At 36.0% G+C, this 24,596-nt stretch carries 19 protein-coding genes and 1 pseudogene; 7 read left to right on the top strand and 13 right to left on the bottom strand.

Going from position 1 to position 24,596, the window contains the following annotated elements; translation table 11 throughout:
* Nucleotides 1-2: 2 nt before the first annotated feature.
* Nucleotides 3-812 (bottom strand): TlpA family protein disulfide reductase, encoded by an 810-nt coding sequence (locus ABTV71_RS00940; RefSeq protein WP_433901958.1) that lies wholly within the window; start codon nt 810-812, stop codon nt 3-5.
* Between the two features lie 871 nt (nt 813-1,683).
* Between ABTV71_RS00940 and ABTV71_RS00935 the strand changes: the two genes are divergently transcribed.
* The 4 genes and pseudogenes from ABTV71_RS00935 to ABTV71_RS00920 all read left to right on the top strand — a co-directional run bounded on the left by ABTV71_RS00935 (nt 1,684) and on the right by ABTV71_RS00920 (nt 5,649).
* Nucleotides 1,684-2,151: a hypothetical protein gene (locus ABTV71_RS00935; RefSeq protein ID WP_433901957.1), complete on the top strand. Its 468-nt coding sequence runs from the start codon at nt 1,684-1,686 to the stop codon at nt 2,149-2,151.
* Between the two features lie 310 nt (nt 2,152-2,461).
* Complete coding sequence (locus tag ABTV71_RS00930) at nt 2,462-2,611, top strand: hypothetical protein (protein ID WP_433901956.1); 150 nt, start codon at nt 2,462-2,464, stop codon at nt 2,609-2,611.
* Nucleotides 2,566-3,081: pseudogene (locus ABTV71_RS00925) on the top strand (hypothetical protein). The gene ABTV71_RS00930 and the pseudogene ABTV71_RS00925 overlap by 46 nt, the downstream one beginning before the upstream one ends.
* Before the next feature lie 516 nt (nt 3,082-3,597).
* Nucleotides 3,598-5,649, top strand: coding sequence for a hypothetical protein (locus ABTV71_RS00920; protein ID WP_433901955.1), 2,052 nt, complete (start codon nt 3,598-3,600; stop codon nt 5,647-5,649).
* 387 nt (nt 5,650-6,036) lie between these two features.
* Here the strand turns inward: ABTV71_RS00920 and ABTV71_RS00915 are convergent, their stop codons facing one another.
* The gene (locus tag ABTV71_RS00915) at nt 6,037-6,213 is read right to left on the bottom strand and encodes a hypothetical protein (protein WP_433901954.1); all 177 of its coding nucleotides are present in this window, start codon (nt 6,211-6,213) and stop codon (nt 6,037-6,039) included.
* Nucleotides 6,206-8,125 carry a polysaccharide biosynthesis protein gene (locus ABTV71_RS00910; RefSeq protein ID WP_433901953.1) on the bottom strand — a complete coding sequence of 640 codons (1,920 nt, stop codon included), beginning with the start codon at nt 8,123-8,125 and terminating at the stop codon, nt 6,206-6,208. The genes ABTV71_RS00915 and ABTV71_RS00910 overlap by 8 nt, the downstream gene beginning before the upstream one ends.
* Before the next feature lie 594 nt (nt 8,126-8,719).
* On the opposite strand from ABTV71_RS00910, the gene ABTV71_RS00905 reads away from it, so the two are divergent.
* From ABTV71_RS00905 to ABTV71_RS00895, 3 genes are all read left to right on the top strand, one after another.
* Entirely contained in the window at nt 8,720-10,603 is a 1,884-nt protein-coding gene (locus ABTV71_RS00905) for a hypothetical protein (protein ID WP_433901952.1), read from the top strand.
* A complete protein-coding gene (locus ABTV71_RS00900; RefSeq protein WP_433901951.1) occupies nt 10,603-11,304 on the top strand; it encodes a hypothetical protein in 702 nt (233 codons plus the stop codon). The genes ABTV71_RS00905 and ABTV71_RS00900 overlap by 1 nt, the downstream gene beginning before the upstream one ends.
* Before the next feature lie 162 nt (nt 11,305-11,466).
* Complete coding sequence (locus ABTV71_RS00895; protein WP_165308927.1) at nt 11,467-12,819, top strand: transposase; 1,353 nt, start codon at nt 11,467-11,469, stop codon at nt 12,817-12,819.
* 357 nt (nt 12,820-13,176) lie between these two features.
* Here ABTV71_RS00895 and gldN read toward each other — a convergent pair whose 3' ends face one another.
* The 10 genes from gldN to ABTV71_RS00845 form a co-directional block, all read right to left on the bottom strand.
* On the bottom strand, nt 13,177-14,229 hold the full coding sequence (gene gldN, locus ABTV71_RS00890) for a gliding motility protein GldN (RefSeq protein ID WP_433901950.1): 1,053 nt from the start codon (nt 14,227-14,229) through the stop codon (nt 13,177-13,179).
* Between the two features lie 36 nt (nt 14,230-14,265).
* Nucleotides 14,266-15,564, bottom strand: a complete 1,299-nt coding sequence (locus tag ABTV71_RS00885; RefSeq protein WP_433901949.1) for an SUMF1/EgtB/PvdO family nonheme iron enzyme — start codon at nt 15,562-15,564, stop codon at nt 14,266-14,268.
* Nucleotides 15,565-15,597: 33 nt separating this feature from the next.
* Nucleotides 15,598-16,290, bottom strand: a complete 693-nt coding sequence (locus tag ABTV71_RS00880) for a hypothetical protein (RefSeq protein WP_433901948.1) — start codon at nt 16,288-16,290, stop codon at nt 15,598-15,600.
* A gap of 135 nt (nt 16,291-16,425) precedes the next feature.
* Entirely contained in the window at nt 16,426-18,822 is a 2,397-nt protein-coding gene (locus tag ABTV71_RS00875) for a GumC family protein (protein ID WP_433901947.1), read from the bottom strand.
* A gap of 8 nt (nt 18,823-18,830) precedes the next feature.
* Nucleotides 18,831-19,589 (bottom strand): polysaccharide biosynthesis/export family protein, encoded by a 759-nt coding sequence (locus ABTV71_RS00870; protein WP_433901946.1) that lies wholly within the window; start codon nt 19,587-19,589, stop codon nt 18,831-18,833.
* Between the two features lie 169 nt (nt 19,590-19,758).
* The gene (locus tag ABTV71_RS00865; RefSeq protein WP_433901945.1) at nt 19,759-20,196 is read right to left on the bottom strand and encodes a WxcM-like domain-containing protein; all 438 of its coding nucleotides are present in this window, start codon (nt 20,194-20,196) and stop codon (nt 19,759-19,761) included.
* A gap of 5 nt (nt 20,197-20,201) precedes the next feature.
* Nucleotides 20,202-21,161, bottom strand: coding sequence for an MraY family glycosyltransferase (locus ABTV71_RS00860; RefSeq protein ID WP_433901944.1), 960 nt, complete (start codon nt 21,159-21,161; stop codon nt 20,202-20,204).
* 36 nt (nt 21,162-21,197) lie between these two features.
* Nucleotides 21,198-22,115, bottom strand: a complete 918-nt coding sequence (locus ABTV71_RS00855) for an NAD-dependent epimerase/dehydratase family protein (protein WP_433901943.1) — start codon at nt 22,113-22,115, stop codon at nt 21,198-21,200.
* Between the two features lies 1 nt (nt 22,116).
* Complete coding sequence (locus tag ABTV71_RS00850; RefSeq protein WP_433901942.1) at nt 22,117-22,941, bottom strand: glycosyltransferase; 825 nt, start codon at nt 22,939-22,941, stop codon at nt 22,117-22,119.
* On the bottom strand, nt 22,941-24,593 hold the full coding sequence (locus ABTV71_RS00845; RefSeq protein ID WP_433901941.1) for a DUF4838 domain-containing protein: 1,653 nt from the start codon (nt 24,591-24,593) through the stop codon (nt 22,941-22,943). The genes ABTV71_RS00850 and ABTV71_RS00845 overlap by 1 nt, the downstream gene beginning before the upstream one ends.
* Between the last annotated feature and the right edge of the window lie 3 nt (nt 24,594-24,596).

Here is a 24,596-nt window from a genome sequence, read left to right as displayed (position 1 = left end):
GGCTATTGGATTTGGTTGGCGAGATCCCAGTTAATAAAATCAGGTATATGATCGAGCTTACCCTCAAGGATCTGAAATATATAGTCAGGATCTACAGGCTTTGAAGAAGTTCTTCCGAAAAGCTTTCCATTTTTGATCCATATTGATGGCCCTACACCTCCATAAAGTGTGAAATAACGGGCCAATATTGGAGCCATGGGGCCAATAATCTGCGGGCGTGTCCAATTTCTCTCATGCACTTTTACTACCCCCTTGTATTCAGCATCATTTACGACGCCTACTACCTGCATTTTATCCTTAATTTTTGGATATAAGGCTTCCCACTTGTCCATAGATTTTATACAGGGTGCACAATACTCTGCCCAAAGGTCAAGTACGAGATATTCTTTGCTCGATAGTTCACGCAATGTTGTTGTCGTCCTTCCATCGGGCATGTTTAACATTCTCAAGGGTAAATCTAAAATGCGGTCGGGGATTGCTTCGCCCTTGAGTATATAGCCTATTTTAGTTGTATCTACATTATATATGTAAAATGGAAATCTATTAAAGTCAACATAAGGAAACTTCCCCCTTAATCTGGTATCTGAATAATTTTTTTTTGAAATGGCGGTTTCAACATCCAGTAAATTTCTTCTTAACGAATCCACTTTTGATTCTGCAATCAGTAGCCCATTGGCCCCGCTTTCCTTGCGGGGCGTCTGAGCCGATAAACTAAACATAGAAACTAAGCATAGGATAGATAGTAGGGCACTATACAGTTTAATTGTCTTTTGATTGGGCAAGAGCTCTCCTGCCCTAAAAAAATGTGTCATTTTTCAAGTTTTAATGAAGTGGCCTATGGCAAAGATTATCCTGTCCGATCGGAATCAGAATTTCATCCCAGGGGTCTGGCCTGAGCCGCTCCGGTAAATAAATAGAACTATTAATAGGTTCTCAGATGCGGTGCTAGACAATTACAGGTGAATAGATATGGACGATACCGCATCCATATAGAAAATGAAAAACCGACCTTAATTTATAGAAATTCTATATTTATTTTTTAAAACCTTTGCTTGCGACTTGCGAATTCCGTACTTTTAAGGTGCGAGAATAAAAGAAACGAGAATTGTGCAATTATCAGGCATTGATCTTGGAAAAATCAGGCCGGCAAAATCAACAACAATATGCCAATAAGTGGGGCTTCTTGAGCCTTTCTTAATGCGCATTTTAATACTGTAGGTATTGCGTTGTTGATTTTAATATTGTTAGCTGCTATTCTGGTGGACAGTGTTTGTTCCTAATGAGCAGTAGTGCTGCTGCACGTTTACTTACCTGATCCTTGATCTGTCGTCGTTCTGATGATGTACTTGACTCGTTGTGTTTCATAATTAAATAGTTGGTTTATCAACAAGAGTCTCAAAGCGGAAAACTGGAGCTCAGTAAAAGGAATAGCTCCTACTTTCCACTGCCCCATTGGATACCAGCAAGGAACCGACGCAGTTTCCAGTAGGAGCTATTCCCACCTTGCAAATATACAAAATAGGGATATAAGCTCCTAAAGGTCTCGCGTCTTAAAAATTGCTGGTTTTCATGGGACGAGACTAAAATCAGCGAACTGATTATTAACAAAGATAACAATAAAAACAATTATCGCAAAATAATTTGCGATTTAAATATAAATCACTGCACATCAAGTATTATAAAATGAAGTTTAATAAATTTCTGAAAACCCTAAATAATGAATTTGAAGCGATACTCTCTAATAAGTATCCTTTAGAGTCCTTACAACTAAATAGTGATTTATCAACAGTAAAAGGCAGAGTCTTTTACAAAGCCGTAGATCTCTTATCAAATAATTTTGATGAAGACTGTGAAAATGCATTATCAGAAATTGCGAACTCTGCTCAAAAAAAATTCTTAACAAAACAAAAAGATAAAATGAAAGCTGAGAAGACTTTAAACAAGTACCAAGAGTTTATTGCTCAGTTCGTCTCATCGCAAGTAGATGTTTCAGAAAAAGCAAGTATAGAAAATACAAGATTCACGAAAGTACTAAATTTAACTGCAGATGATTTCTATGCTTACGAAGTTTTTTCGATCGCAAAATCTCAAGGTTTGAAGCTCAAAAGCGCATTTGAGCAATTATATAAAGAAACACTTACTGACAAATAACTCTTAGTAGTAAAAAGAAAAAAATCAATGGAATAATACGAAACTCTCTTCTACGGCGACAGCGAGCGTCCAATGGCTAGCATCATATCTGCCAAGTAAAGCCCGCCGTTGTTATTGAGCAGAAACTACCTTGATTTATCTTGGTCCTTTATTATAATACTACAGAATGACCGACGTCATATCAAGATAAGGTGAAAATTAGGAACAAAAAGCAATTTATAACTGAGCTAGGAGTATAGCAAATCAGTGGTGTTATCAATTTTATGATAAATTCGTACCTTTAAACTAGATATTAAATGAAACATTTAAGATGAACTACAAAATATCATTCTCGGAGATGGACCCATTGGCAGTTCAAGCAAACTCAAACAAGTCTGGCATTTCCTTAGAGAAAATGCGAGCCCAAGCCAAGGAATTGAAAAACAAAAGTATTTCAAAGGTGAAGAAGAAAAATGCTTAATTGATTTCGCGACACAACATTCTCTATTATATTCAGATGAGATAGATGAGCGGATGTTTATTGGTGCGGGTGCGGAACAGCGTGTCTACAAATTTGATGACCTCAACGTAATAAAGCTCAATTCATCTATATTTTATTAATATTGGTAAGATTATTTTAATAATTTACTAATCCATAATTTTTTCTTTAGTTCTACAAATTGCGATTTTTTGGGGTTCAAAATTATTGATGAACAGCTTTATTCTGTAGTAAAGCAACAATTCATTATAGCCAACGAAACAACTAATCTGCACTCAGTGCGCTCTTTCCTTGAGTATAACTCTTTTCACAATACACGTAATAATGACTATATAAGCGATGGTTTAGGTTTAATTTTTGAAGATCTTCATGACGAAAATGTATTGACAAAGGATGGAATTCTCTATTTCATAGATACAGTTTTCTATATCAGTAAAGATTTTTTTGAATAGCATTCAAGTCGCTTTTGTAAAATATTATTCTAGTAAAATTAACAAGCAAGCTCTGAAAGAAAACGGTCTTGATGAGTTAATGATGTCTAATGCCCAATGATCGGGATTACACCTCCCAAGCGAAGTCAGTTTTGATATTAAACATTAAAGCAGAAAAAAAATTAGAAACTTTTTGATATTAAAATATTTATCCCTAAATTAGGTATGCCGGTTAAAGAAGACCAACTTGTAGCTAAGCCTCCTCACTTACGTCTGGAGGCTTTATTTTTAAATCATTGTTGAATTTCAATAAGAATACTTTTCATAAAAATAGGTTAATATAAAAAAGGTAACTCCCCTCACATCGCCCGATGACAGGGGAGTTTTTACTTCTACACAAAATCATTTTTAAAGGACGTAACGTACTAAAAGAGCTAGCTTTCGGTTCTTTTTATTTACCGCTAACATAAATCTCTTTTCACAGAATTGCCTCTGCCTTAACATCTATGTTTGTTAAAGATTTAAAAACAAAACATTATGGCAAATCAACTTCTCATCAAAAACACGATGGCAGATATTCGCGCACTATCGAATATCGAAATTACAGGATTACAAAATAATACCTACGACGGAGTACAACTTCTAGGATATTATCTACCCGGAGATACCCCAGCTCCAATCATTTACTATCTATCCTCCACTACTGCTGTTGACAACGGTGGTAACATAATCGCTATCGGGACAATAAAATTGGAACACAAATTTATAGGAAGAATTGATCCAAAGTATTTTGGATTAAAACCTTTCGATAAAGACATTGATAACGGTATTATTTTACAACGTGTATTTGACTATCTAAGCAGTGGGAATCAACTAGCCACATCAAATGGTTTGGTCCAAAAAATAGATATTTCTGAAGGAAAATATTATTTTATAACTCCTGTCCATCTGAATAAACATAATATCCATTTATCTGGAAATGGCAGTTGTGTTTTTTGTGCAACGGATTCTTTTCCAAGAAATACAACGAACGGTATCTTAAACCTTGGTACCAATTTAGATTGCAAAAATATTAGAATAGATAATATTTGCTTTACGGTAGACGGCGGTAATCCTAATGACAATTACCAAGGAAAATTCGGCACAGGTGAGGCCTATGACTACAGTAATAGTATATTAGGATTGAGAGTAGATAATAGCCATTACTATTTGATCAATAATTGCACGTTTGTTGGTCTACGATTGGGTATATGGCTACGGGGTGCATATGCAGGAAAAATCGAAAATTGCCAATTTCAGTGGAATAACCGTCATGTTCAGGCAGTACAGGTCACAGGAAGAAATAATAATTGGGTCAATTTTACTTATTGCGTATTTGGTAACAGTATTGTAAATGGTGGAATTATGTTAATTGAATGCGTTAATGTTAGTTTTTCATTTTGCGACATCGAACAATCCTTCACAACTGGGCTCGTGACAAAAGGATGCAGAGGTATATCTTTAGAAAATATGCATCTAGAAAAATGTGGGAAATACAGCGGCAGATATGACCAAACCTCTTTTCATTACTCAGACACACCATATGTATCTGGTTCGGTAACCGACAATGTGAATACGAATTATGATGGTTACTATATTGCTGATGATGCTAGTTTGAATTCTTACATGATATCCAATTCTACTTTTGCTGTTCCGACAGAAAATAATAAAGGATTCCTATACCAGAGAGGTACTAGAATAAAAATGGTCTTACAATGCTGTATACTCGCGGCATCCGCCGAAGTAACACAAGCTTTCCAGATGTTAAACGAATATATAGGCATAAGTCGAGGCTATCATTTACAAAACTGTTCGATAAGACAACCTGGTCTTCTCGGAAGTTCACCGCTTATTCTTGTCGAAGACTCGACAGATTATTCCTCCTACGATTACAATAGATCAAATATTTTTTATGTTGATATGGTTAATGGGGATGATCGCCTTGATGCAGATAAAATAACGGAAGAAACTCCAATCAAAACTTTAGCATCACTGACAAATTGGATTCCTAAAAATACAAAAGGAGAATTTACAATATATGTCAAATCTCCGATAGCAGGAAGAAAATTTATAAATGCTTCGTTTAACAATGGAGGAGCATTATACATTAACCAAACCGACTCAATATCCATAGGTACGATCTGCTTATTAACAGGAAGTAGAGGTACACTTACATTGAATGATATAATAGGTAGTGCTATTACCGATTATATCTTCGAGTCGACAGCATTAAGGGATACAAACAGATCAAATGGTTTAGATATATATATAAACAACACGGTACTCAATTCATCAGAAAACTTCGGCGTGATAAATCTAAACTTCTACCGATCAGGCAACTCAAGGTTATATCTGAGAGACAGCGAAGTTAACTGGTCAGGAACAAATGCGGGTATACCTGTAAGAAACGGATTAGACCTGTATCTAGAGAACGTTAAAACCAACAAAGCAATTTCTTTAAATGGTGTAGGGAATATTTACTATAAAAACGTAAATATCATCCCTACAAAATCATCTTCTTCTTTTGGAAGAATTGTAGAAATACAATAGCTTATTTTACGACAGTAGAGGAGATTAAAATGTCTTAAAATTAGTAATGTCGGTTAAAGAAGATCAACTTATAGCTAAGCCTCCTCACTTACGCCTGGAGGCTTTATTTTTAAAATAACTATTGAATTTCAATAAAAACACTTTTCATAAAATTAGGTTAATAAAAAAAGGCTACTCCTCTAGCATCGCTCGATGAAAGGGGAGTTTTTTATTCATAAATTCGTGAAAGAATAAAAGCCAAAACAGGGCACTTTACCCCAGCGCTCTAAGTTCCGGAAAATAGAAACCATTCGATGTATTATCATCTACATTCCTATTGGATCTCAATAATTGAACAACTTTTTTAGCTTGTAAGGATCAAATAGCCCTAATTGTGGAAGAGATTAATCAAAGCTGTCTAAGAAAATGCATTTTCCCTGTTTCAAGATCCACTTCAACAAGTACCTTTCGGTGGTTTTCGTATTCATAAATATACCAATCCGCATGTTCGGGATCTCCTGCTGGATAAGTATTTACGATCTGGTCGCCAGTATGTGCCGCTATTTCCGGGGGATTATTATCCATATTTGTTATCTAATCGTTCAAAAACTGAATTTTGTGGGCGATATTCAGGCACAATGTCCTTGATCAGCTGGACCAAACGCATTTTATCCTCATTTGGATCGGCTGTTTTCGCAAGTGCACATAATTGCTCCACACGCGATTTCTGCAATTCTAAATCTGGCGTATTAACCTTAGCGATCATAATCTTTTCATGATAGGTTTTCTCCGTATTTTCGCCATTGGCCAACAGCTCTTCAAAGATTTTCTCACCCGGACGGAGGCCTACAATCTTTATATCAATATCCTCGGGATAATTATAGCCTTTGAGCCGGATCATCTGCTTGGCCAGGTCCATAATCTTCACCGGCTGTCCCATATCAAAGACAAATATCTCCCCACCCTTACCCATGACCGCAGCCTCCTGTACCAATTGACAGGCTTCGGGTATCGTCATAAAATAGCGGGTTATATTCTCATCCGTGATTGTCAGTGGCCCACCTTTCAGCATCTGCTTTTCAAATAGTGGGATCACCGATCCATTTGAGCCCAATACATTGCCAAAGCGGGTCACAATAAAATTTGTCTTTGAGTTGATATTGACCGTTGATATCGCAATTTCGGCAACACGTTTGGTTGCCCCCATAACATTTGTCGGATTCACCGCCTTATCAGTAGAGACCATTACAAATTTGGCAACATGGTATTTATCGGCCAGCAGTGCGACGTTGTAGGATCCCCAAACATTCGTTAAAATCGACTCATAGGGATTCGCCTCCATCAAAGGCACATGTTTGTAAGCCGCTGCATGGAATACGTAAGTAGGACGATAAAATTGGAACAAAGTATCCATAAACAACTCATCCCGAACATTTCCGACAATAAAGCTACAGCGCGAAAAATGACTGGAACAACTTAGTTCCTGCTGGATATCATACAAAGCCGACTCGGCCTGATCAACTACAATAAGCTGCTTTAAGTCAGTATGAGCTAACTGCCGCACCAGTTCGCCACCGATGGAACCTGCCCCTCCGGTAACCAATACAACCTGATCTTTCATTTCCGAAGCAATGGCAGGATTGTCCAGATCAATGGCTTTTCGCCCCAATAAGTCTTCAATACGTAAGCTTCGGATCTGTCTTGTTGCAACTTCTCCTGCCAATAGACGGGCCGTATCGGGAATAATTTTTACAATTAAAGGAATCGGCTCAGCGAGTTTAAACACTGTATTTAAACGTTCCGGTTTACGGTCATCTACCGCTATAATAATTTCGGATGCATTGCCGTGACGTAATACAAAATCTTTATTTAGAACATTAATATCATGGATTTTAAACCCTTGAATACGGTTGCCGATCCGATGTGGATTATCATCCATAATAGCAACAATACGGTATTTATTACGTGAGGTGGTATGAATAAAGTGAAAAGTCGTATTTCCCATATTACCAGCTCCAAAGAGAATTACGGGGATACGGTTATCTTTGTTTCCCCACATTAGCTCGTGGTATAGGGCACGGTAGAGCACGCGGCTAAAGGTCATCCCGAAGCCAGCAATTAATGCATGGAAAAGAAGTTGTGTATCCGAAAAAGGAAGCATGTCATCATAGGAGGGATACAACCACTCTATTCCTTTACAAATGAGTTCAGCAGAGAAATAGGCCAATCCAATTGCCAGTACAATACGTTGCAATTCGCGAATACCTGTCTTGTGAACAACCCCTTTAAATGTGCCGAAGATGCAGAACCAGATCAAATAGACTACCGAAACAAGCAATGCTTGCCTGAACATATCATAGATATCTACCGCTCCCCTATGCTTGAATATAAGCACATAACTGACAAAAAATGCTGTCGCGACAATAATTATGTCCAACAGCAAAATTATCCAACGAGGCTTGTTGATGGACAAGCCTTCTTTCCATAAATTACTCATTTAAATTATATAAGATATTATACTCTAATCGCAGAATGCGATTAAAAAGTATCCCTTTCTGTAATTAAAAATTTTAAAGTCTCCTTACGATGTGATTGCATTTATCGTACCAACACGATCTTAGCAATAAAATATTTTCAAAAAAACATATTTCTAATACTGATAGCATTGTTATCTATTTCAAGTGGGCACAAAACTACTACTTTTGAATAAGTAAACGCAAAGAATCATTTTAGAAATCTAATTTCCCATTAAACATTTTCTTTATTCGCTATAATTATCAATTTCGATCAACTATTCAGTATTGCTTTATACATGTTCCTTATCTTCTTTACAGGCCATACCAACGATTTAAATTCAAAGGTAAAGAATTTATGAATTATTGTGCCCTTTTGGTTTTTGAATATATTTGTTATAAGCAAAAATATTAAAATAATACCCTACAAAGTAAATGAGGAAAAATATTGAAATTATGATCGTATTTCTATAGTCAGTCTACGGATGAATTTATTCATATAATAAATTATTTCTCTCTTTTTTGTGTTTTTATATTTACTTTTATAAATAAATTATTGACAGCAACTTCAATTTGAGATGAAAAGTATTTTTAGTCATTACTTAAAGCTTCTATTTTTTATATCTGCTTTTTTATTTTGCGCTTGTGAATATGATAACAAAGACATGAATTACCATGAAATTAAGCAGCCTGATAAAAATGCGGTGGTTAATGTGAACCTTGCGGAGGTGCCTAAAGGACAAACGATTTATGTCTATACTGAAACAAGTTTTAAGTATAATATAAACGTTTCATCTGGGACAATTATCAATGAGGAATTTTATTTGGATAATAGTCCGATCAAAACTACCAATGGAGCAATTGTGTTAAATCCTAGGATGTTAGAAGGAAAAAACTCCAGTGAATTGAAAATAAAGCTGAAATTGGGTTCTGGTACGGGCAGTTTGGCTGAATTAATAGGAGAGGAAACCAGCAATATCGAGGTAAAATTTCCAGTTAAATTTGTTGATCCAAAGATCCAGCTTAATATAGATCAACGGATAAATTCGGACAGTAATCTTGAAATATTCTGGAAAAAGCCCATTTTGGAAGGTGCCGAAGTCGAGAGCTATACCATATATACATACAAGACAAATTCACCTGACCATATATTGGAAGTTGTTTCTGTTATCACTGATCCTAGTCAAACAAGTTATACGGATAAAGATTATGCTTATGGAGTAAAGCTTTACAAAATTGCAACTAAATTTAAGTCCAGTCGAGTTCCAATTAGTGAGGATTTATACTATGTTAAATATGAAAGTTTGACAGACAAAATGTTTACCACAAGTACTGCCGAATCTTTTAAATTAAAAATTAAATGGAAGAATCCCAATTTATTTGCATCTAAATATGTTGTGAAGTTTAAAGATGAGATTTTCAACGTTAGCTCGGGAAATGATGAGGTATATGTTAGTAGACCTCTTTTTCCTGCAACTTTGGATTACTATGAACTCTATATTTTACCTGAGGAGGCTAATTTTTCTGAATATAAAAAATACAACAAAGTTATAAACTATTACAAAGATCTAAAATTCGAGGATCCTTTAGATTTTTCTTTTTTTGCTGATCTAAAAAACAATATGATTTTAGGTAAATATAACTATAACCAATATAATATGAGACTGTTTGATAAAGATGATCTACATACTAAAGGAGATATAATATTGCCCGCTGAGAAGTCTGGAATGTTTCGACTATCTGCAAAAAGTGGTAAAGTAGGCATGTTCTCAAAAGATGGTGATGGTGGAAAATTTTATATATATTCGGACTATACTTTAAATACGCTGATTACTTCCTTTACGGTGCCCGGCCCAAATGAAATTGAAGACTTTTTTATTACAGATGATGATAAACTCATCATTAATTATCCATGGTATTCAACTCAAAGTAGAATTTATAATTCTAATACAGGTAAGCTTATAAATGTTGTTGAAGAAGGTCTAAAAAAACACAAATCAGCCATATCCTATGATGGCCAGTTCCTTATCAATTATGTACGTGTAACAGATGAAAATTCATCTTATAAAATTTACAAATATAATAGTGATAATAGTTTAACTCTTTTAAGGAATCAAACAGATAATCCTATTTCCAAGGTATATTTTCATCCATTAAAAACCAACCATGTTATTATACAGCATATCGCTACAAGTGATAGTGATTATCGTAATAATTTTACTATTTATGAGCTCCCGCATATGAAGGAAGTTATTACAGTAATGGGGCAATATGGTAGTGTTGACAAATTTACAGGTAATCTAATATATGAGGCCTATCCTGGTAAAACACGGATTTTGAATAAGACTTATGACAAGACTATATATGCTCTCGATTTAGCTTCACCGAATTATATGGTTCCTTTGTTAATTAATAATTATATAATTCTTGAAGGTAAATATTATAATCACATAACCGAATAATGAAAAAGATATTATATACATTTCTGTTTCTTAGCATAGCATTTATTTCAAGAGGACAAATTAAAGTCGAATATTCAATAGGGTATGGTAACTATAAGATGGAAGGGATGAAAACAGAGCTAATCAGGATACAAGAGGAACTGAAGCAACAGTTTCCTTTGTCCATAGCTATCACAGACAATTTTCCAGGGTATGTAATCCATACTGCCGGGATAAATTATAAGTCAGGCAGACATGAGCTTGGTACAAATTTTACATATCTATCAACAGCAGGGAGGTTAGCCTATTCAGATTATTCGGGAGAACTGGTTGATAAAATCAATTTGAATGCATTTAGAATTGGCATGGTATACCGCAGTTATTTTCATCAATTAGCTTTAAATAAGAACAATCGTTTAGCGTTTTTTGCGGAGGTCTCACCGGGTCTTACTTTTACTAAAACTAAGACAAAAGCATATACAAAGACTGCAGCGACCGAAATAAAGCTCGACGAAAAATATGGATTTAATTCTACTTCCACTAGTCTTTCTGTGTTACCACAGCTTGGTCTTAAATATGAGTTACCATATGGGTTAGGATTACACATTTCGGGGGGCTATGATATTGAAATGGAAGGCAGCCTAAACCAAAATGAGAATGTTAAAGTCGATTGGTCTGGGGTTCGTATTGGAGGTGGATTTTCCTATCTTCTCCCTTTTTAACAGATGGAATAATGAGATAGTAATTTAATATCACTATTTTAGGGATATTCAGAAAAACCCCAACTATTTGATAAATAAATAGTTGGGGTTTTATTATCTTCGTGTATTCCCCCGAATAATAAGGTTAGCGGCCAAAATCGGGGTAACGGTCATCAAAAAGATATGCGAAAGATACAAAAACTTAGCGAACTTCAGCCAACTTTAGCCTTCAGCGAATACGATATTTTCAAACAGTACGAATCAAGTTTTCACCTGAGTGAACTAGGGCGGCTTTATCGGAGTATTCCATTTTCCGAGCTGGCAGCGAGCCTGGGGCAACGGGAAAACCGAGTTGGCCGCCGGTCCTATTTTAGCGGGGCGGGTAAAGTGGCGCTGATGGTGCTGAAATCCTATACGGGGCTTTCCGACCGTGACCTGGTCGCCCAGCTTAATTCCAACCTCCATTATCAGCTTTTCTGCGGTGTTCGGATCAATCCGTTAAAGCCGCTCGATAATTTTAAGATCGTCAGCGAGATCCGCTGCGAACTTGCCAGAAAACTTGATATCGGCACCCTTCAGCGGGTGCTTGCCGGTTACTGGAAGGCCTGGTTTAAGGACAGCCATGTATTGATGAGCGATGCGACCTGTTATGAGAGTGATGTTCGCTTTCCCACGGATATCAAACTGTTATGGGAATGTGCGGAATGGCTGCAGGGGCAATTGCGGAGCATGGCAAAGCTGTCGGGTCTGCGGATGCCGCGCAACAAATTTGACAAGCAGCGCCTGCGTTACCGTATCTATAGTAAAAAGCGCAAGCGTGGGAAATCGGAGACGCGCGTGCTGAAACGCAGCCTGCTCCACCTGGTTGGCAAGCTCATCGGTCAGTGCGGGGATATCATGTCCCTTGGTACAGCCAATCTTCCTGGCCGCTTTCACAGACGGCTGTCCATCATCAAAAAAGTACTCCATCAGCAACGGGAACGTTTTGCCGGGCGGGAAGTGAAGGGGCTGATCGTTAGTGTCGACAAAGATTATATCCGCCCGATCGTCCGCGGCAAAGAAAGTAAAGGGGTTGAGTTCGGCGCCAAAGTGAACAGCATCCAGATTGACGGCATCAACTTTATCGAGCACCTGAGCTTTGATGCTTTCCATGAAGGGAACCGGCTTCCACAATGTATAGACCTACAGCAGTCACTGCTGAGAAAACGTGTCAGCCATGTAGCTGCCGATGCGCTTTACGCTACCAACGCCAACCGGAGCTGGTGCCGCAGCAGGGGCATATTCACCAGCTTTGTGCGCAAGGGTAAGCCTGCAGCTGATGAAAAAGAGCGCGGCAGGCTCCGCTCCGTGCTGAACAGGGAGCGCTCTACGCGGCTTGAAGGTAGCTTTGGCACAGAAAAACGGTATTATTCGCTCAGCCGTATCCGGGCCAGGACCAAGAAAACGGAAATCCTGTGGATATTCTTTGGCATCCATACAGCAAATGCGGTGCGGATGATCCCCAAGATGCAGGGTCAGCAGGAAAAAGCGGCTTAAAAGATCACAGAAAATAGGTGGAAGAACGGGTGTTCAGGGGACAGCTATGCCCAAAAAAACGAAAAAGCAGCTTTTTGGCAATGGGGTGCTTAAACCAGCGGAAAAATCTTACAAAGATCGGGATAACAGAACAAAAAATGGTGACCGAAATTATTCTGACCACCATTTTTTATAACATTTACTGAATATCCCTATTTTATTCTATCTAATAACTGAAGAAGCTTATTTAAATAAATCTTTAAAATAAATAAGCCTTTCGTCCCCCCCTTTCATTTACTAAAGAGATAAATCATAAAATTTTAACGAGTAAAGCGAGCTGGTCTATTAGGAATAGAACAACTCGCTTTATTCGTTTAATTATGGCCTCTCTTCTGTTGCTTTGTTATTTTTTGAATTTTCAGATTTACTTTCCTCTTGTTGTTCTGACTGAGACTGTATTTTTTCTGTCTTCGTTTTATTATACTGATTCCCTTCCAATTCCTCTGCTTTCACTCCTTTCGGATTGCTCCATAACTTCTTTTTATAGTCATCCAGCTTCTCTTCTACCTTGCGCCCATCCAATAGCTGTCCACCATTTTCCGATTCTTTTACATTCTGCAACATACCCGGTGACGATTCGCGCACAATTGTGCTCGCAAATTTATTCTGTACAAAGAAGTCATCCATGGTCATATCATAGAGACCTTTATCCGGATCCGAGATATCTACCTGCACCAAGCTATAGCGTAATTGTGGGAAATAGAGCCAAAAAGCAGGTGTCGCGCCTACAGATTCAGCAAGTTCGGCAGATGTGGTAATATTCATTAAGGGTGCCACTCCGATAATGCGTGTTTCTAACCTGCTCCGTTGCTTGTCGAAGAAAATATCCTCTTTGACACGAAATTTAGTTACCCGACTGGGATCAAATTCGTTGAGCGCCATTTTGGAATCGATCTGATTTCCTTCCCCGTCAAAAATTGGCACCAACACGCTATCCGCAAAACGGGCCATTCCCTCTTGCGCACTTAATCTTCCTTTGAACGAGTCATCATCAGGGCTATATAGCGAAAGCTTACCCTTCTCGATCGCTTTCATCACCACTTCGATCAGCGAGTTTCCTGGAATTGCCAAGATATAGTTCTTTTCATCTTTTAGATCAATATCACGCCATACACGTTTATAAAAACGGATATTCTTTTTGTTCACCTCAGGATAAGCAAATGGCACGGCATCTTCCATACTATTTGCCTGATAAAAGCCGTCTGTAGTTGGTATCGTATCTGGATTAATTTCACCTGAAACTTCCGGTATAGCAGACATTACATTATTTAAAGTATCCTGTTGTCTAGAAACTGTATCTATTGTCGTCTCTTGCTGAGCGAACAAGGATCCAGTGACCAATGCCATGGTAACTGTCAGTATTGTTTTCATGTTCATCATTATCGAATTTATATTTTACAGTCCGATTTAATACTTACGTGTTTTACTTTGCACCGTTGGCATCTCAAATGCAGACATCACGCAACGAAATCCGATATAAGAATGAGGCTCGTAGTCCACCGAATAATTACGTGTCTCACTATTTAACTGTTCGCCATTATCCTTCCATGAACCACCACGTACTACTTTTCTCTTTAGCGCATCACCATCCTTTGCATCGGCATCGTATAATAAAGCGGGATTTAAGTCATTAACAAATACAACAGCCGATGGGCTATACGCATCCAGTGTCCACTCGGAAACATTCCCAGCCATATTATAGACACCAAATGCATTCGGCATGTACGATTTAACCGGTAATGTGAATGTCGCTCCATCACGTGAGTAAGTACCTTCGCCCTGTTTAAAGTTGACTGCTAATTTTTTCTTGCCTTCTATTCCATCAATAGTAAACCGAGATCCAGCAATTGTATCCTGGGGATCCAATTTGCCTGATGCCGCATATTGCCATTGTGCCTCCGTTGGTAAACTCAAACTTAACTGATAACCGTTGAGGTAAGAGTTTTTCAATACCGTAGCTGCCATTTCATTGGCACGCCAATCGGTGAATGCCCGTGCCTGTCTCCATGTTACACCAACGACAGGATAATAATCAAAGGATGGATGCGTAAAATAATTTGCATCCAATGAGGCTAACTGCGCATTCGGGAAATCCTTTGTCCAGATATCTTCCACTGGCATGATCGCTACAGAATCCGTCACATAAGCTTTTTTCATATTACCTTTAGACTGTAGATAGGAAAAACGATATTTAATTACCTCGGGATTGAGCGCACGTCGGTTACCACGCATTTCCAACATCGGCGCTATACGTTCTTGAATATCGGGATCATTACTCTTCCATAAAGGAGATACCTTCTTAACCTTTGCCCAGTTAATTCTACGCTGCCCAACTTGTTCACCTGCTATCTCCATAAAGTATTGGTCATCTTTCAGGTAATCAGTTACGGCCACGGAATCTGCAACCCAGTTCACGAATTCCCGATACTGTTTATTTGTTACTTCCGCTTCATCGATAAAAAAAGCACTTACGCTGACATTTTTCCCCACATTACCACTATCCAAAGATCCCTTGAATAGAATAGTTCCAGAGGGAATGTAGACCATTCCCGGAGGGGCAGGTAACTTACCGCCGCGAAAAGCGTTAACCTTAGGCGCTTTATAGATAGCAGAGTTCGATTTACATGCCGAGAATCCCAGCAAAAGAGTCAAAGCACAAATACCCAACAGTCGATACTTATATACCTGTTTTATTATGTTTATCATTATTCGTTATTTAAATTAGGTAGTTCGATTTAATTATTTCCGGTTGAAAAGAGCATATTTTATACCTACTGATACAAAACCATATTGGTCATTATTTTTATTCTTTATACCATCGAGATTATCATTGGTTGTTAGCGTGTGCTGATAATTGACATTGATAGCCCACTGTGGGCCATATAATGTGCGACCAAAGGGTATATCTACCCCAACATTCAAAGGAACTACAAAATGTACTTCAACCAGATCATCAGCAAGTTCGCCCCCTTGATTGGTAATTGCATCTAAATATATCGGATCAATATGATGTTTAATGCGATTTTTAACCAAGCCAGCCCCTGCTCCGACATATATATTGGATACAATTTTTGACAAGGTACTTGCCCCTATATTATACTGACTATAGTTATCTTTATGTCCTAAAAACTGTCCTAAACGAACTTTTCCATTCAGATTACCTGCATAGTAGCGATTTTCAAATTCACTTTCATAGCCATGCCCTCCCAAGGTACCTTTTTCACCATGTAAACCCACGGAGATAAATGGTGTAATCAAATAATCAGCTTCACCGTAGAAAGCAAATTTAGACTCCACATTTGCTAAATCCGTCAGACTGATCGTCGCTCCAGCTCCAGCCCCCACACTGATGGGGCGAGAAAACTGCGCGGAAACCGTTCCTATTGTCAATAAGAGTCCTCCTACAAAAGCGAATAATAGTTTTTTTGTCATTGTGCATGAATTAGTATTAAAATTATTACAATCATAACGGATTGCACTGATAATTATTATAAAAATGAAACCCCAAGTCGAGTATTCGACTTGGGGTTAAACAACAATAAGGCCAAAATCTATTAAACAATAGATCTATTTTATATTTAGTCGATCTTTAATGTCCTGCCAAATCTTTGCAAACCCGGTCTTCTTTTTGCCTTTATCTCCGTAACCATAACCATAGCCATAACCATAGCCATAACCCCGTGCAAAATCTACATCATTTACTACAGCTGCAAGATTTTTTAATTTACCGTCTACATAAAGCTCTCTAGCAACCTGCAACAAACGCTTGTCCAAATAATTTGCTCGGGCAACATATAAAGTTAAATCCGCATTATGTGCGATAAGCAATGTATCTGTAACTAAGCTCACTGGTGCAGTATCAACCAAAACATAATCATAATGTTGCCTGGCATAATTAATCACACCATCAAAGTGACCATTCATTAATAATTCCGCAGGATTTGGCGCAATATATCCAGAATAAATAACATCGAAGTCATAATTACCAGGTTTTTTAATAATAATGTTATTCACATCCATGTCTGGATTGATTAAGTATTGTGTAATTCCAACGTTGGTATGTTGTAGATGGGATAGACCTAAATAATCCAACACCTTAGGACTTCGAATATCCGCACCAATCAAGAGTACATTCTTTCCTGACATGGATAATATTTGTGCCAGGTTTGTCGTAACAAAGGATTTACCTTCACCGGACGTTGTAGAAGTGACAAAAACTACTTTAGAAGAACTTTTCTTATCTGACGGGAACATGAAATTCATATTTGTCCGCAAAATCCTGAAAGCTTCTGCTAATGAAGACCTGTCGTTTAAATGGATAACTGTATCTTCGGCTGAAGGAATTTCTCCAAGCACAGGCGCCTTAACAATTTCTTCAAAATCCTTACGAGAATGCATTTTATTATCCAGTAAAAATTTAATGTATAAAATGACAAAAGGTATGAGAAAACCGAGGGCAAAAGAAACTAATAGAACTAAAACCTTTCTAGGAGCAACAGGGCGGCCATTCCCATAAGCCGCATCTATAATTTTTAAATTATCTGGCGTTGCAGCAGCCTTTACCTCACTTTCTTCTCTTTTCTGAAGCAGTAGCATGTAAAGTGATTCAACAATCTGTTGCTGACGTGAAATTTTTTTAAATCCTTGTTCTTGATTTGGGATCGAACTAATTCTATTTTTAATTTCGTTCGATTTATTCTCTATACTATTTAAAGCCAATCTTGTGACTCTTTGGTAATTCTGCAAAGAATTACGGATATTAACACCACTTTCCGCAATATTTTCGTTGAGCGCTACTACTGCAGGATTTTGATCTGAAGCTGATTTCAACAGGTCATCACGTTCTAACACTAACTTATTATATACTTCAATTGCAGAAGCAATGGATCCATCCTGCAGACCTATATTTGATGGCAAAAGTTTTCCTTCCTTTTGATTTTTCAAATAATCATTCATATGATCAACCAGCTTCAACTGAGTTCGGTATTCCAACACCTTTTTATCATTGTCTGATGCATTATTTAAAAAAACACCCGCTTCGGTTGTCATATCAACCATGGAGTTGGTAGTTTTGAAATCAGCAGCTTTCTCATCTGCCCCAGAGAGATCTTTCGATATTAGAATAAGCCTTTTATTGATAAATTCTGATGTAGCGCGAGTCATGCGCATTTTATCATCAGTAAGATCAGAGTTATATTTATCAATTAGGGTATTAACGAAAAGTTCCGCTTTTTTATCCAATGCAGATAACATCGAAAAGTTAACCACGTATGATTGCAACTCCTTATTAGGAGTTATTTTAAGTGCTGCAAGATTTATATCAATTGCGACATCCATCGGAAATACGGTTATCTCATAATCGGCAGTGGCCTCCTCTTTCCTAAGTTTTATATTATTCTTTTTAAATCTTATTGTTTTACGTCCTATTTGGATATTCCTATCAAATGGTGAAATCACTTTTTGTCCAGAGACTACGTCAGAAACATTTATTTTATTTCCATCCACCATTTGAACACGTAATTTCATTCTCATGGTATCTTGGTCCCCTTGAGGTTGTAATATAAAAGGCATTTCAGTTTCTAACACCTCTGAAGACCTTATTTTCCCCCTAATTTCGTAGACGATGTTTAGGTGGTGTTGATCCACGACTTTTCTTACTAATCTTCTGGATGACAAAACTTCAATTTGATCAGTCACAAAGGCAGAACGATTTCCCCCTAGTCCCATGGAATTTAATTCATTTATTCCAGCTAGTTCGCCTGCCGCTCCACTACGTTCATCCTTCAATAGAATCTTGGCGGTAACGTTATAAGTTTTTTCAGAATACCTTAAATATACTACTGCTATAACTAGCGCAAATAGAACAGATAATAAAAACCATTTCCAATAAAAAATATATTGTTCAAATAACTGTCTGAGATTAATTTTATCCGTCTCTATAATTTGTGTTGATTGTTGTTCCATGAATGTGTTTATCGAGTCAGAACTGAAATTACTGTAATAAGTAAACTAGCTATCGAAATGATAACATTTGTATTAGCACCTAATTTTGAATTATTGATTTGAACTTTACTAGGTTCTACATATATAACATCATTTTGTGCTAAATAATAGTATGGAGAATTTAATGTACTTTGTTTGGTTAGATCCAATCTATAGATCATTTTTTGTCCATTTGTCTCTCTTACTAACATTACGTTCTCACGAAGGCCTCTAATAGTTAAGTCGCCGGCCATACTCAAGGCTTCGAGGATGGTTATTCTTTCTGTCGACAATGTAAATGACCCAGGGCGAGCAACCTCACCCAAAACGGAAATTTTAAAATTATTGAAATTTATATTAACCCCTGGATCTTTAATATATTTTCCTAATTCAGATCTTATCTTTTCGATTGCTTGCAATCTAGTGAGGCCGCCAACAAGTGTCTTACCCAACATCGGCAAAATTATGAATCCTTCCTCATCGACTGTATATGTAGGTCTCATCGCCATGTCCATCTGTTGATTCACTGTACCATTCAGATTCACCGTACTTAGTGGGTTAAAAGGTGCTGTTACTTTAGGATCTGCAGCTGAAACAACAATAGTCAAAATATCATTTGACTGAATTTTGGGCACATATTGTTCATAGAGAGTGTTGATTTTAATCGAATCATCTTGAAGATATACCATACTTTTTCTAGAACCGCATGAACTAAAAGCCAGTAGGATAAGGGCAAATATGCCCATCATATATCCATATTTTAAATATAACTGCATTCGTATTTTAATTTACTAAATTGGAAAATAATCATTTAACGCCAAAGATAGATTTTTCAGATCGAAATAGCACACAAATTTTTTATTAAAACTGTAAAATCCCTTACTTACAAAAATAAATAAAACTCTAAAACATATAGCATTATAATTTTAAGGCCTTCCCATCAAAATAATCCAACGGATAAACATAATCATCATTAGCTGAGTGATGAATTCCATAATCTGCGTACACCAATAATTCACTATTAGGGGCTAATGCTTTAAATGCTGTAGCATAACCCGCCGGAACCCATAAAACTTTCATATCATCAGCAATATAAACCCTATTTTCAATTTTCAAATCACGCGACGGATGATCCCAATTATCAATTTTGACCAAATCAACTGAAAATCCCCCAGATAAAACATAAAACCAACGTTGTTCTATACGATGTGCACGCCAACCGCGCACTAACTCTGTATCTGCGTTTTTAATAATGTAAAAACGTTTTACCAAACTCATATCGAAATCATTTACAAAGCGTATTTGGCCACGATTGTCTTGAGCAATTCCTCCTTGAATGGATATTATTTCTGACATAAAGATTAATTCTTAACGTATTTTTTAATAATGTAAGATTTAAAAAGAAGATATAAAATGCTTAAAGTTATTAAAAGTATAAAAGAGAAAGCAAATTGCTCATTTATACTTTTATCTGAAACTATTATTACCAAATAACCAATGATAAACTGCATTAATCCATATAAAAATGAAATTAGCAATTTGTTTAATCGAGCCTCATTTCCCAAGAATTGATATAGGTGAGAGCGATGAGCTTCAAATATGTTCTCTTTTCGTATCAATCGTCTAATAATTGTCCATACTGCATCGACTCCATAAACTGTTAGAAAAAGAATATAAATTAAATTTCCTGTTTTAATAATCAACATACCTAATGCAAAAAGCAAAATATAAGCAATAGCAACAGAGCCAACATCACCCGCGAAACATTTCGCTTTGGTGCGAAAGTTAAAAAATGCAAATACTAAAACACCCAATAGAGAATATGCCAATAAATCCTGCTCAATATAATGTATTTTTTTATTCATTAACATCAGAAGTGCCCCAACAGCTAAACTATAACAAGCCGTAATACCATTAATTCCATCCATAAAGTTATAAGCGTTTATAACTCCAACAACAATTATAAATGTAATTATTAGGTAGTACAAAGGCATCTCAAATACCTGTAATTGGTAGGCCATTAATATCACTGAGACAAAATGGATAACCAATCGAACTTTATTTGAGAGTGTATAAATATCGTCCAAAAAAGAAACTATGGTCATTAGTGACAAACCAAGAAAAAACCAAGAGTAACCAAAGCCATATTGAATAAAGTAGATCATAGCAGCAAAATAAAATATTATTCCTCCGCCACGTAAAGTGACGGTGCTATGAGATGATCGTTCATTAGGTTTATCAATGATATTAAAACGGTCCGCTAATTGGAAATATAAAATTTCAACACCAAATAGAATCAGTAATATAAAAATGTAATTCATATAAAGCCCAAAAAAATGAAATTGTTTTAAATAAAACTAAAGATTTGTTTTAGTTTTTCTATATGTATTATCAAGCGACAAAAGCGTTTTTATCAATCCTTGTTTCGCACTTAATGGAATACTTTCTAATTCTAACATTTTTTTTATTTTACTGTTAGATACAATTAGATTACCTGTCATTTTTCTAAAACGATTTGAATTCAAAGGTAGTGGAATAATATCTCCTAATTTAGCAATCGTTTTTATCAAAAATCTAGGGACATAAAGGTTAATTCCTTTTCTACCCGATATTCTCTTTATTTCATCAATAATCTCCCTAGTCGATATTGACTCATCATCAGCAATATTATATAAGCCAGAAATAATTTGATCTTTTTTACCAATTACCTGCTCTATAAAAAAGGTGAAATTATAAATAGATATAAAAGATCTTTTGTTATCAAAAGAAGCTAACGGATTAGGAATACCTTTTGAAATAAGGCGAAATAATAGTTGTAAATTGCCTTTATCGCCAGGGCCATGTACCATCGGAGGGCGAAGAATTATCATTTTTTTATGATCTGGCAATGTTTGTTTCATTAACCAGTTGTCTGCTTCAAGTTTTGACTTTCCGTACCATGATTGGGGATTACATAAACTTTGCTCTGTGATAATATCTTCAGATTCAAACTCTTCTATCGCCGCAATTGAGCTCACATGGATAAATAGACATGCTTCACTTTTAATAAAAACTTTAAAAAGTTCTTTAGTAAGATCAACATTTATATGTTCATAATCCTTCTTGGTACTATTTCCTTCATGATCGTGCGCTTTACCGACCAAATTTATAATGATATTTTTATTTTTCAATTCATCCTGCCAGTTTTCATTTCGCATGGAAATACCAACAGTACCCTCTAGGGAATTTGATAAAAAAGTCCCAATAAATCCAGAAGAACCAACTATTCCGATCATATTACTTCCTTAAAAATTTATTATAAATGAATAAAACAATTCTAGGAGGTAACATCCGAATAGGGAACTTTAAAATTTTATATTTGAGTACATCAAAAGGACCAAAAACGCCAAGCTCCCTCGCGTAATTCAAGAATTTTTTTTCTTTTTTCAAGTAGTGCAATCCACTTCGACGCTTAATAGTTTCGATACCAGATCCTACTCGAAAGTCCACCAAAATTTCTTGAAGGTTATGAAATCTCATTCCATTTTTCCACATCTTCAAAAATAAAGCATAGTCCTCAAATAAAAGATATTCGTCATTATAACTACCTGATTTTATTACCTTCGATCGTCTATACATAACTGTAGGATGATTAAATGGATTTTTATAATATATGCCTTTGATAAGATCTTCATGTAATTCGGGATTGATTTTAAACCTTTTTAGATCACCTGGAATTTCGTTAAATTCCTCCATATTACCCCCCAGTACATCAATATCTAAATTTTGGGATAAAAACTCAACTTGCATTTTAAAGCGATATGGCCTTGCAATATCATCAGTATCCATACGTGCAACTAATTCATATTTACAATTTTCAAGTCCAATTTTCAATGCATTCCCCAAGCCTAAATTTTTATCCAGACCTACAATCTTAAATTTATCTTTATACTTATCTGTGAAGGTTAATAACATCTCATCTAAGTCCTGAGTCAAAGGTCCATCTTTTACTATTACTATCTCAGAAGGTTGTAAAGTTTGATCAATAATGCTATTCAAAGCATCCTTCATCAATAGAGGAGATTCTTTATGATAAACAGATAATAAAACTGAAAACTCCATTAATAATTAATTTTAATATTTTTACTATTACTTTTAACAGAAGAAACTCCTTGCTCTCTCATTGTCTGCAAAAACCTATTTGATCGACTATCTCCTTGCTTAATATTCCCTTTTAATAGCTGAAAGTCTACCTGTGATCTCAACTTATTTACTCTTGCTAAAAACAGGGGCGAGTCTTTTACTGATAAAGCTGCATTTTCCAATGTTCGGTCGTAATCGTTTAAGAAATTCGAGTTCAAATAGTCCTTTTTAGTGTCATAAAATCTTAAAATACCATTTGAGTTGTTAACATTGGTATTTAACTTTTCTATATATTGCATTACGTATACCGATGATTTTCCATAATATTTTTCACAAAATTCCTTAATAGTGGCATTTACATTGATTGTTATATCCCAGTATTGTCTCAAAAAAAGATATGTATACAATTCGCTAAAAACTTCTTCTGTAAGGTTTAAACCTTCCAAATACAATCTAGAAACACCGTTTTTATGATAATAACGCAAATTTTGGCCTATCACAGTAAAGGAAGGATACGGGAGCATAGAATCAGTATAATTTGCCACATACTCCCAAACCATTAAATTATTTGTTAAAGTCTTCCATTTCAACAGTTCCTTAGAAAATCTAGTATTGTACCCAGAAAAAATTGGAATATTATAAATTGCATCAATAGGTGCAAAACAAACCAAAACATTACTTAATGGCTTAACTTTAAGAGGTGCCTTCTGAGTTTGTTGAAAGGATAATGTACCGATTATCTTCTCAGGAAATGCCTTAGCGATCTTGTTTATAAATAAAATTAAATTATCCGTTGTGTTTGTGCCATTAGCAATTTTTAAATCATTGAAACTACCGTCATCCTCTTGACCAACCATCCATAATTTCTTACTAGGTTTGGCTTTCATCAAAATTTTCAGATTACTAATCACTTCTTTTACTAAAAATTCATTATCCAAGTTGAGCTGGGAAGGCTTTCCATTCTTTAAAAGAAAAAAATCCGGATGAGATTTAAAATACTTTTCTGGTGGTATAATTTTAAAAAATGAGTGGCCAAAAATTCCCCAGTCGGAGTCAAATCCATTTTTGAATAAATGATTTATTCCTCCCCAAAAAGTATAATCATCGCTATAAGACTGAGCATTAAAGATATCGACACTTTGGAATGAAGGGTTTATATAGTTTGATCTTACTAAGTCAATGTTTTTTGAAACCTCGGGAATACAATAAACAAAATCTCTAGATAACATTTCAACACCTAGATATTTTCGCAGAAATCCAAATATTCCATTTACTGTTCCTCTCACAGTTTTTCCCGCTATTATTATATTTTCTCCATTTAATCCAATAAAATATCCTTCATTCTGTAGTTTATTAAACTGTATTTGGCTTTTTGCAAAGTTTGTCAATCCAATATAAAGGTTTGCCTTACCCTTTTCACTACCTTCATAAATAATCGGTATTGATAAATCGGATTTTTTTTTGAAATATTTTTGAAATATTTCAGCTGCTTTTAGCTCACTATCTGTTGCATTTTTGGCTAATACAATAGAGTATGGTGAATTATTCTTCTTCCACAAAAAGATAGGATTAGAAAAACTATCTGAAACTGATAGCAGTATAAAAATACATAATGTTAAAATTCTTTGCATGAT

The sequence above is a fragment of the Sphingobacterium puteale genome (assembly GCF_050986225.1).
Taxonomy (GTDB): domain Bacteria; phylum Bacteroidota; class Bacteroidia; order Sphingobacteriales; family Sphingobacteriaceae; genus Sphingobacterium; species Sphingobacterium puteale.
This window is presented reverse-complemented; position numbering and strand designations above follow the sequence as displayed.

What these genes read in the sequence shown, in the direction of transcription:
- ABTV71_RS00940 (WP_433901958.1), bottom strand. Translation starts at nt 812, where the DNA reads ATGACACATTTTTTTAGGGCAGGAGAGCTCTTGCCCAATCAAAAGACA.
- ABTV71_RS00935 (WP_433901957.1), top strand. Translation starts at nt 1,684, where the DNA reads ATGAAGTTTAATAAATTTCTGAAAACCCTAAATAATGAATTTGAAGCG.
- ABTV71_RS00930 (WP_433901956.1), top strand. Translation starts at nt 2,462, where the DNA reads ATGAACTACAAAATATCATTCTCGGAGATGGACCCATTGGCAGTTCAA.
- ABTV71_RS00920 (WP_433901955.1), top strand. Translation starts at nt 3,598, where the DNA reads ATGGCAAATCAACTTCTCATCAAAAACACGATGGCAGATATTCGCGCA.
- ABTV71_RS00915 (WP_433901954.1), bottom strand. Translation starts at nt 6,213, where the DNA reads ATGGATAATAATCCCCCGGAAATAGCGGCACATACTGGCGACCAGATC.
- ABTV71_RS00910 (WP_433901953.1), bottom strand. Translation starts at nt 8,125, where the DNA reads ATGAGTAATTTATGGAAAGAAGGCTTGTCCATCAACAAGCCTCGTTGG.
- ABTV71_RS00905 (WP_433901952.1), top strand. Translation starts at nt 8,720, where the DNA reads ATGAAAAGTATTTTTAGTCATTACTTAAAGCTTCTATTTTTTATATCT.
- ABTV71_RS00900 (WP_433901951.1), top strand. Translation starts at nt 10,603, where the DNA reads ATGAAAAAGATATTATATACATTTCTGTTTCTTAGCATAGCATTTATT.
- ABTV71_RS00895 (WP_165308927.1), top strand. Translation starts at nt 11,467, where the DNA reads ATGCGAAAGATACAAAAACTTAGCGAACTTCAGCCAACTTTAGCCTTC.
- gldN (WP_433901950.1), bottom strand. Translation starts at nt 14,229, where the DNA reads ATGAAAACAATACTGACAGTTACCATGGCATTGGTCACTGGATCCTTG.
- ABTV71_RS00885 (WP_433901949.1), bottom strand. Translation starts at nt 15,564, where the DNA reads ATGATAAACATAATAAAACAGGTATATAAGTATCGACTGTTGGGTATT.
- ABTV71_RS00880 (WP_433901948.1), bottom strand. Translation starts at nt 16,290, where the DNA reads ATGACAAAAAAACTATTATTCGCTTTTGTAGGAGGACTCTTATTGACA.
- ABTV71_RS00875 (WP_433901947.1), bottom strand. Translation starts at nt 18,822, where the DNA reads ATGGAACAACAATCAACACAAATTATAGAGACGGATAAAATTAATCTC.
- ABTV71_RS00870 (WP_433901946.1), bottom strand. Translation starts at nt 19,589, where the DNA reads ATGATGGGCATATTTGCCCTTATCCTACTGGCTTTTAGTTCATGCGGT.
- ABTV71_RS00865 (WP_433901945.1), bottom strand. Translation starts at nt 20,196, where the DNA reads ATGTCAGAAATAATATCCATTCAAGGAGGAATTGCTCAAGACAATCGT.
- ABTV71_RS00860 (WP_433901944.1), bottom strand. Translation starts at nt 21,161, where the DNA reads ATGAATTACATTTTTATATTACTGATTCTATTTGGTGTTGAAATTTTA.
- ABTV71_RS00855 (WP_433901943.1), bottom strand. Translation starts at nt 22,115, where the DNA reads ATGATCGGAATAGTTGGTTCTTCTGGATTTATTGGGACTTTTTTATCA.
- ABTV71_RS00850 (WP_433901942.1), bottom strand. Translation starts at nt 22,941, where the DNA reads ATGGAGTTTTCAGTTTTATTATCTGTTTATCATAAAGAATCTCCTCTA.
- ABTV71_RS00845 (WP_433901941.1), bottom strand. Translation starts at nt 24,593, where the DNA reads ATGCAAAGAATTTTAACATTATGTATTTTTATACTGCTATCAGTTTCA.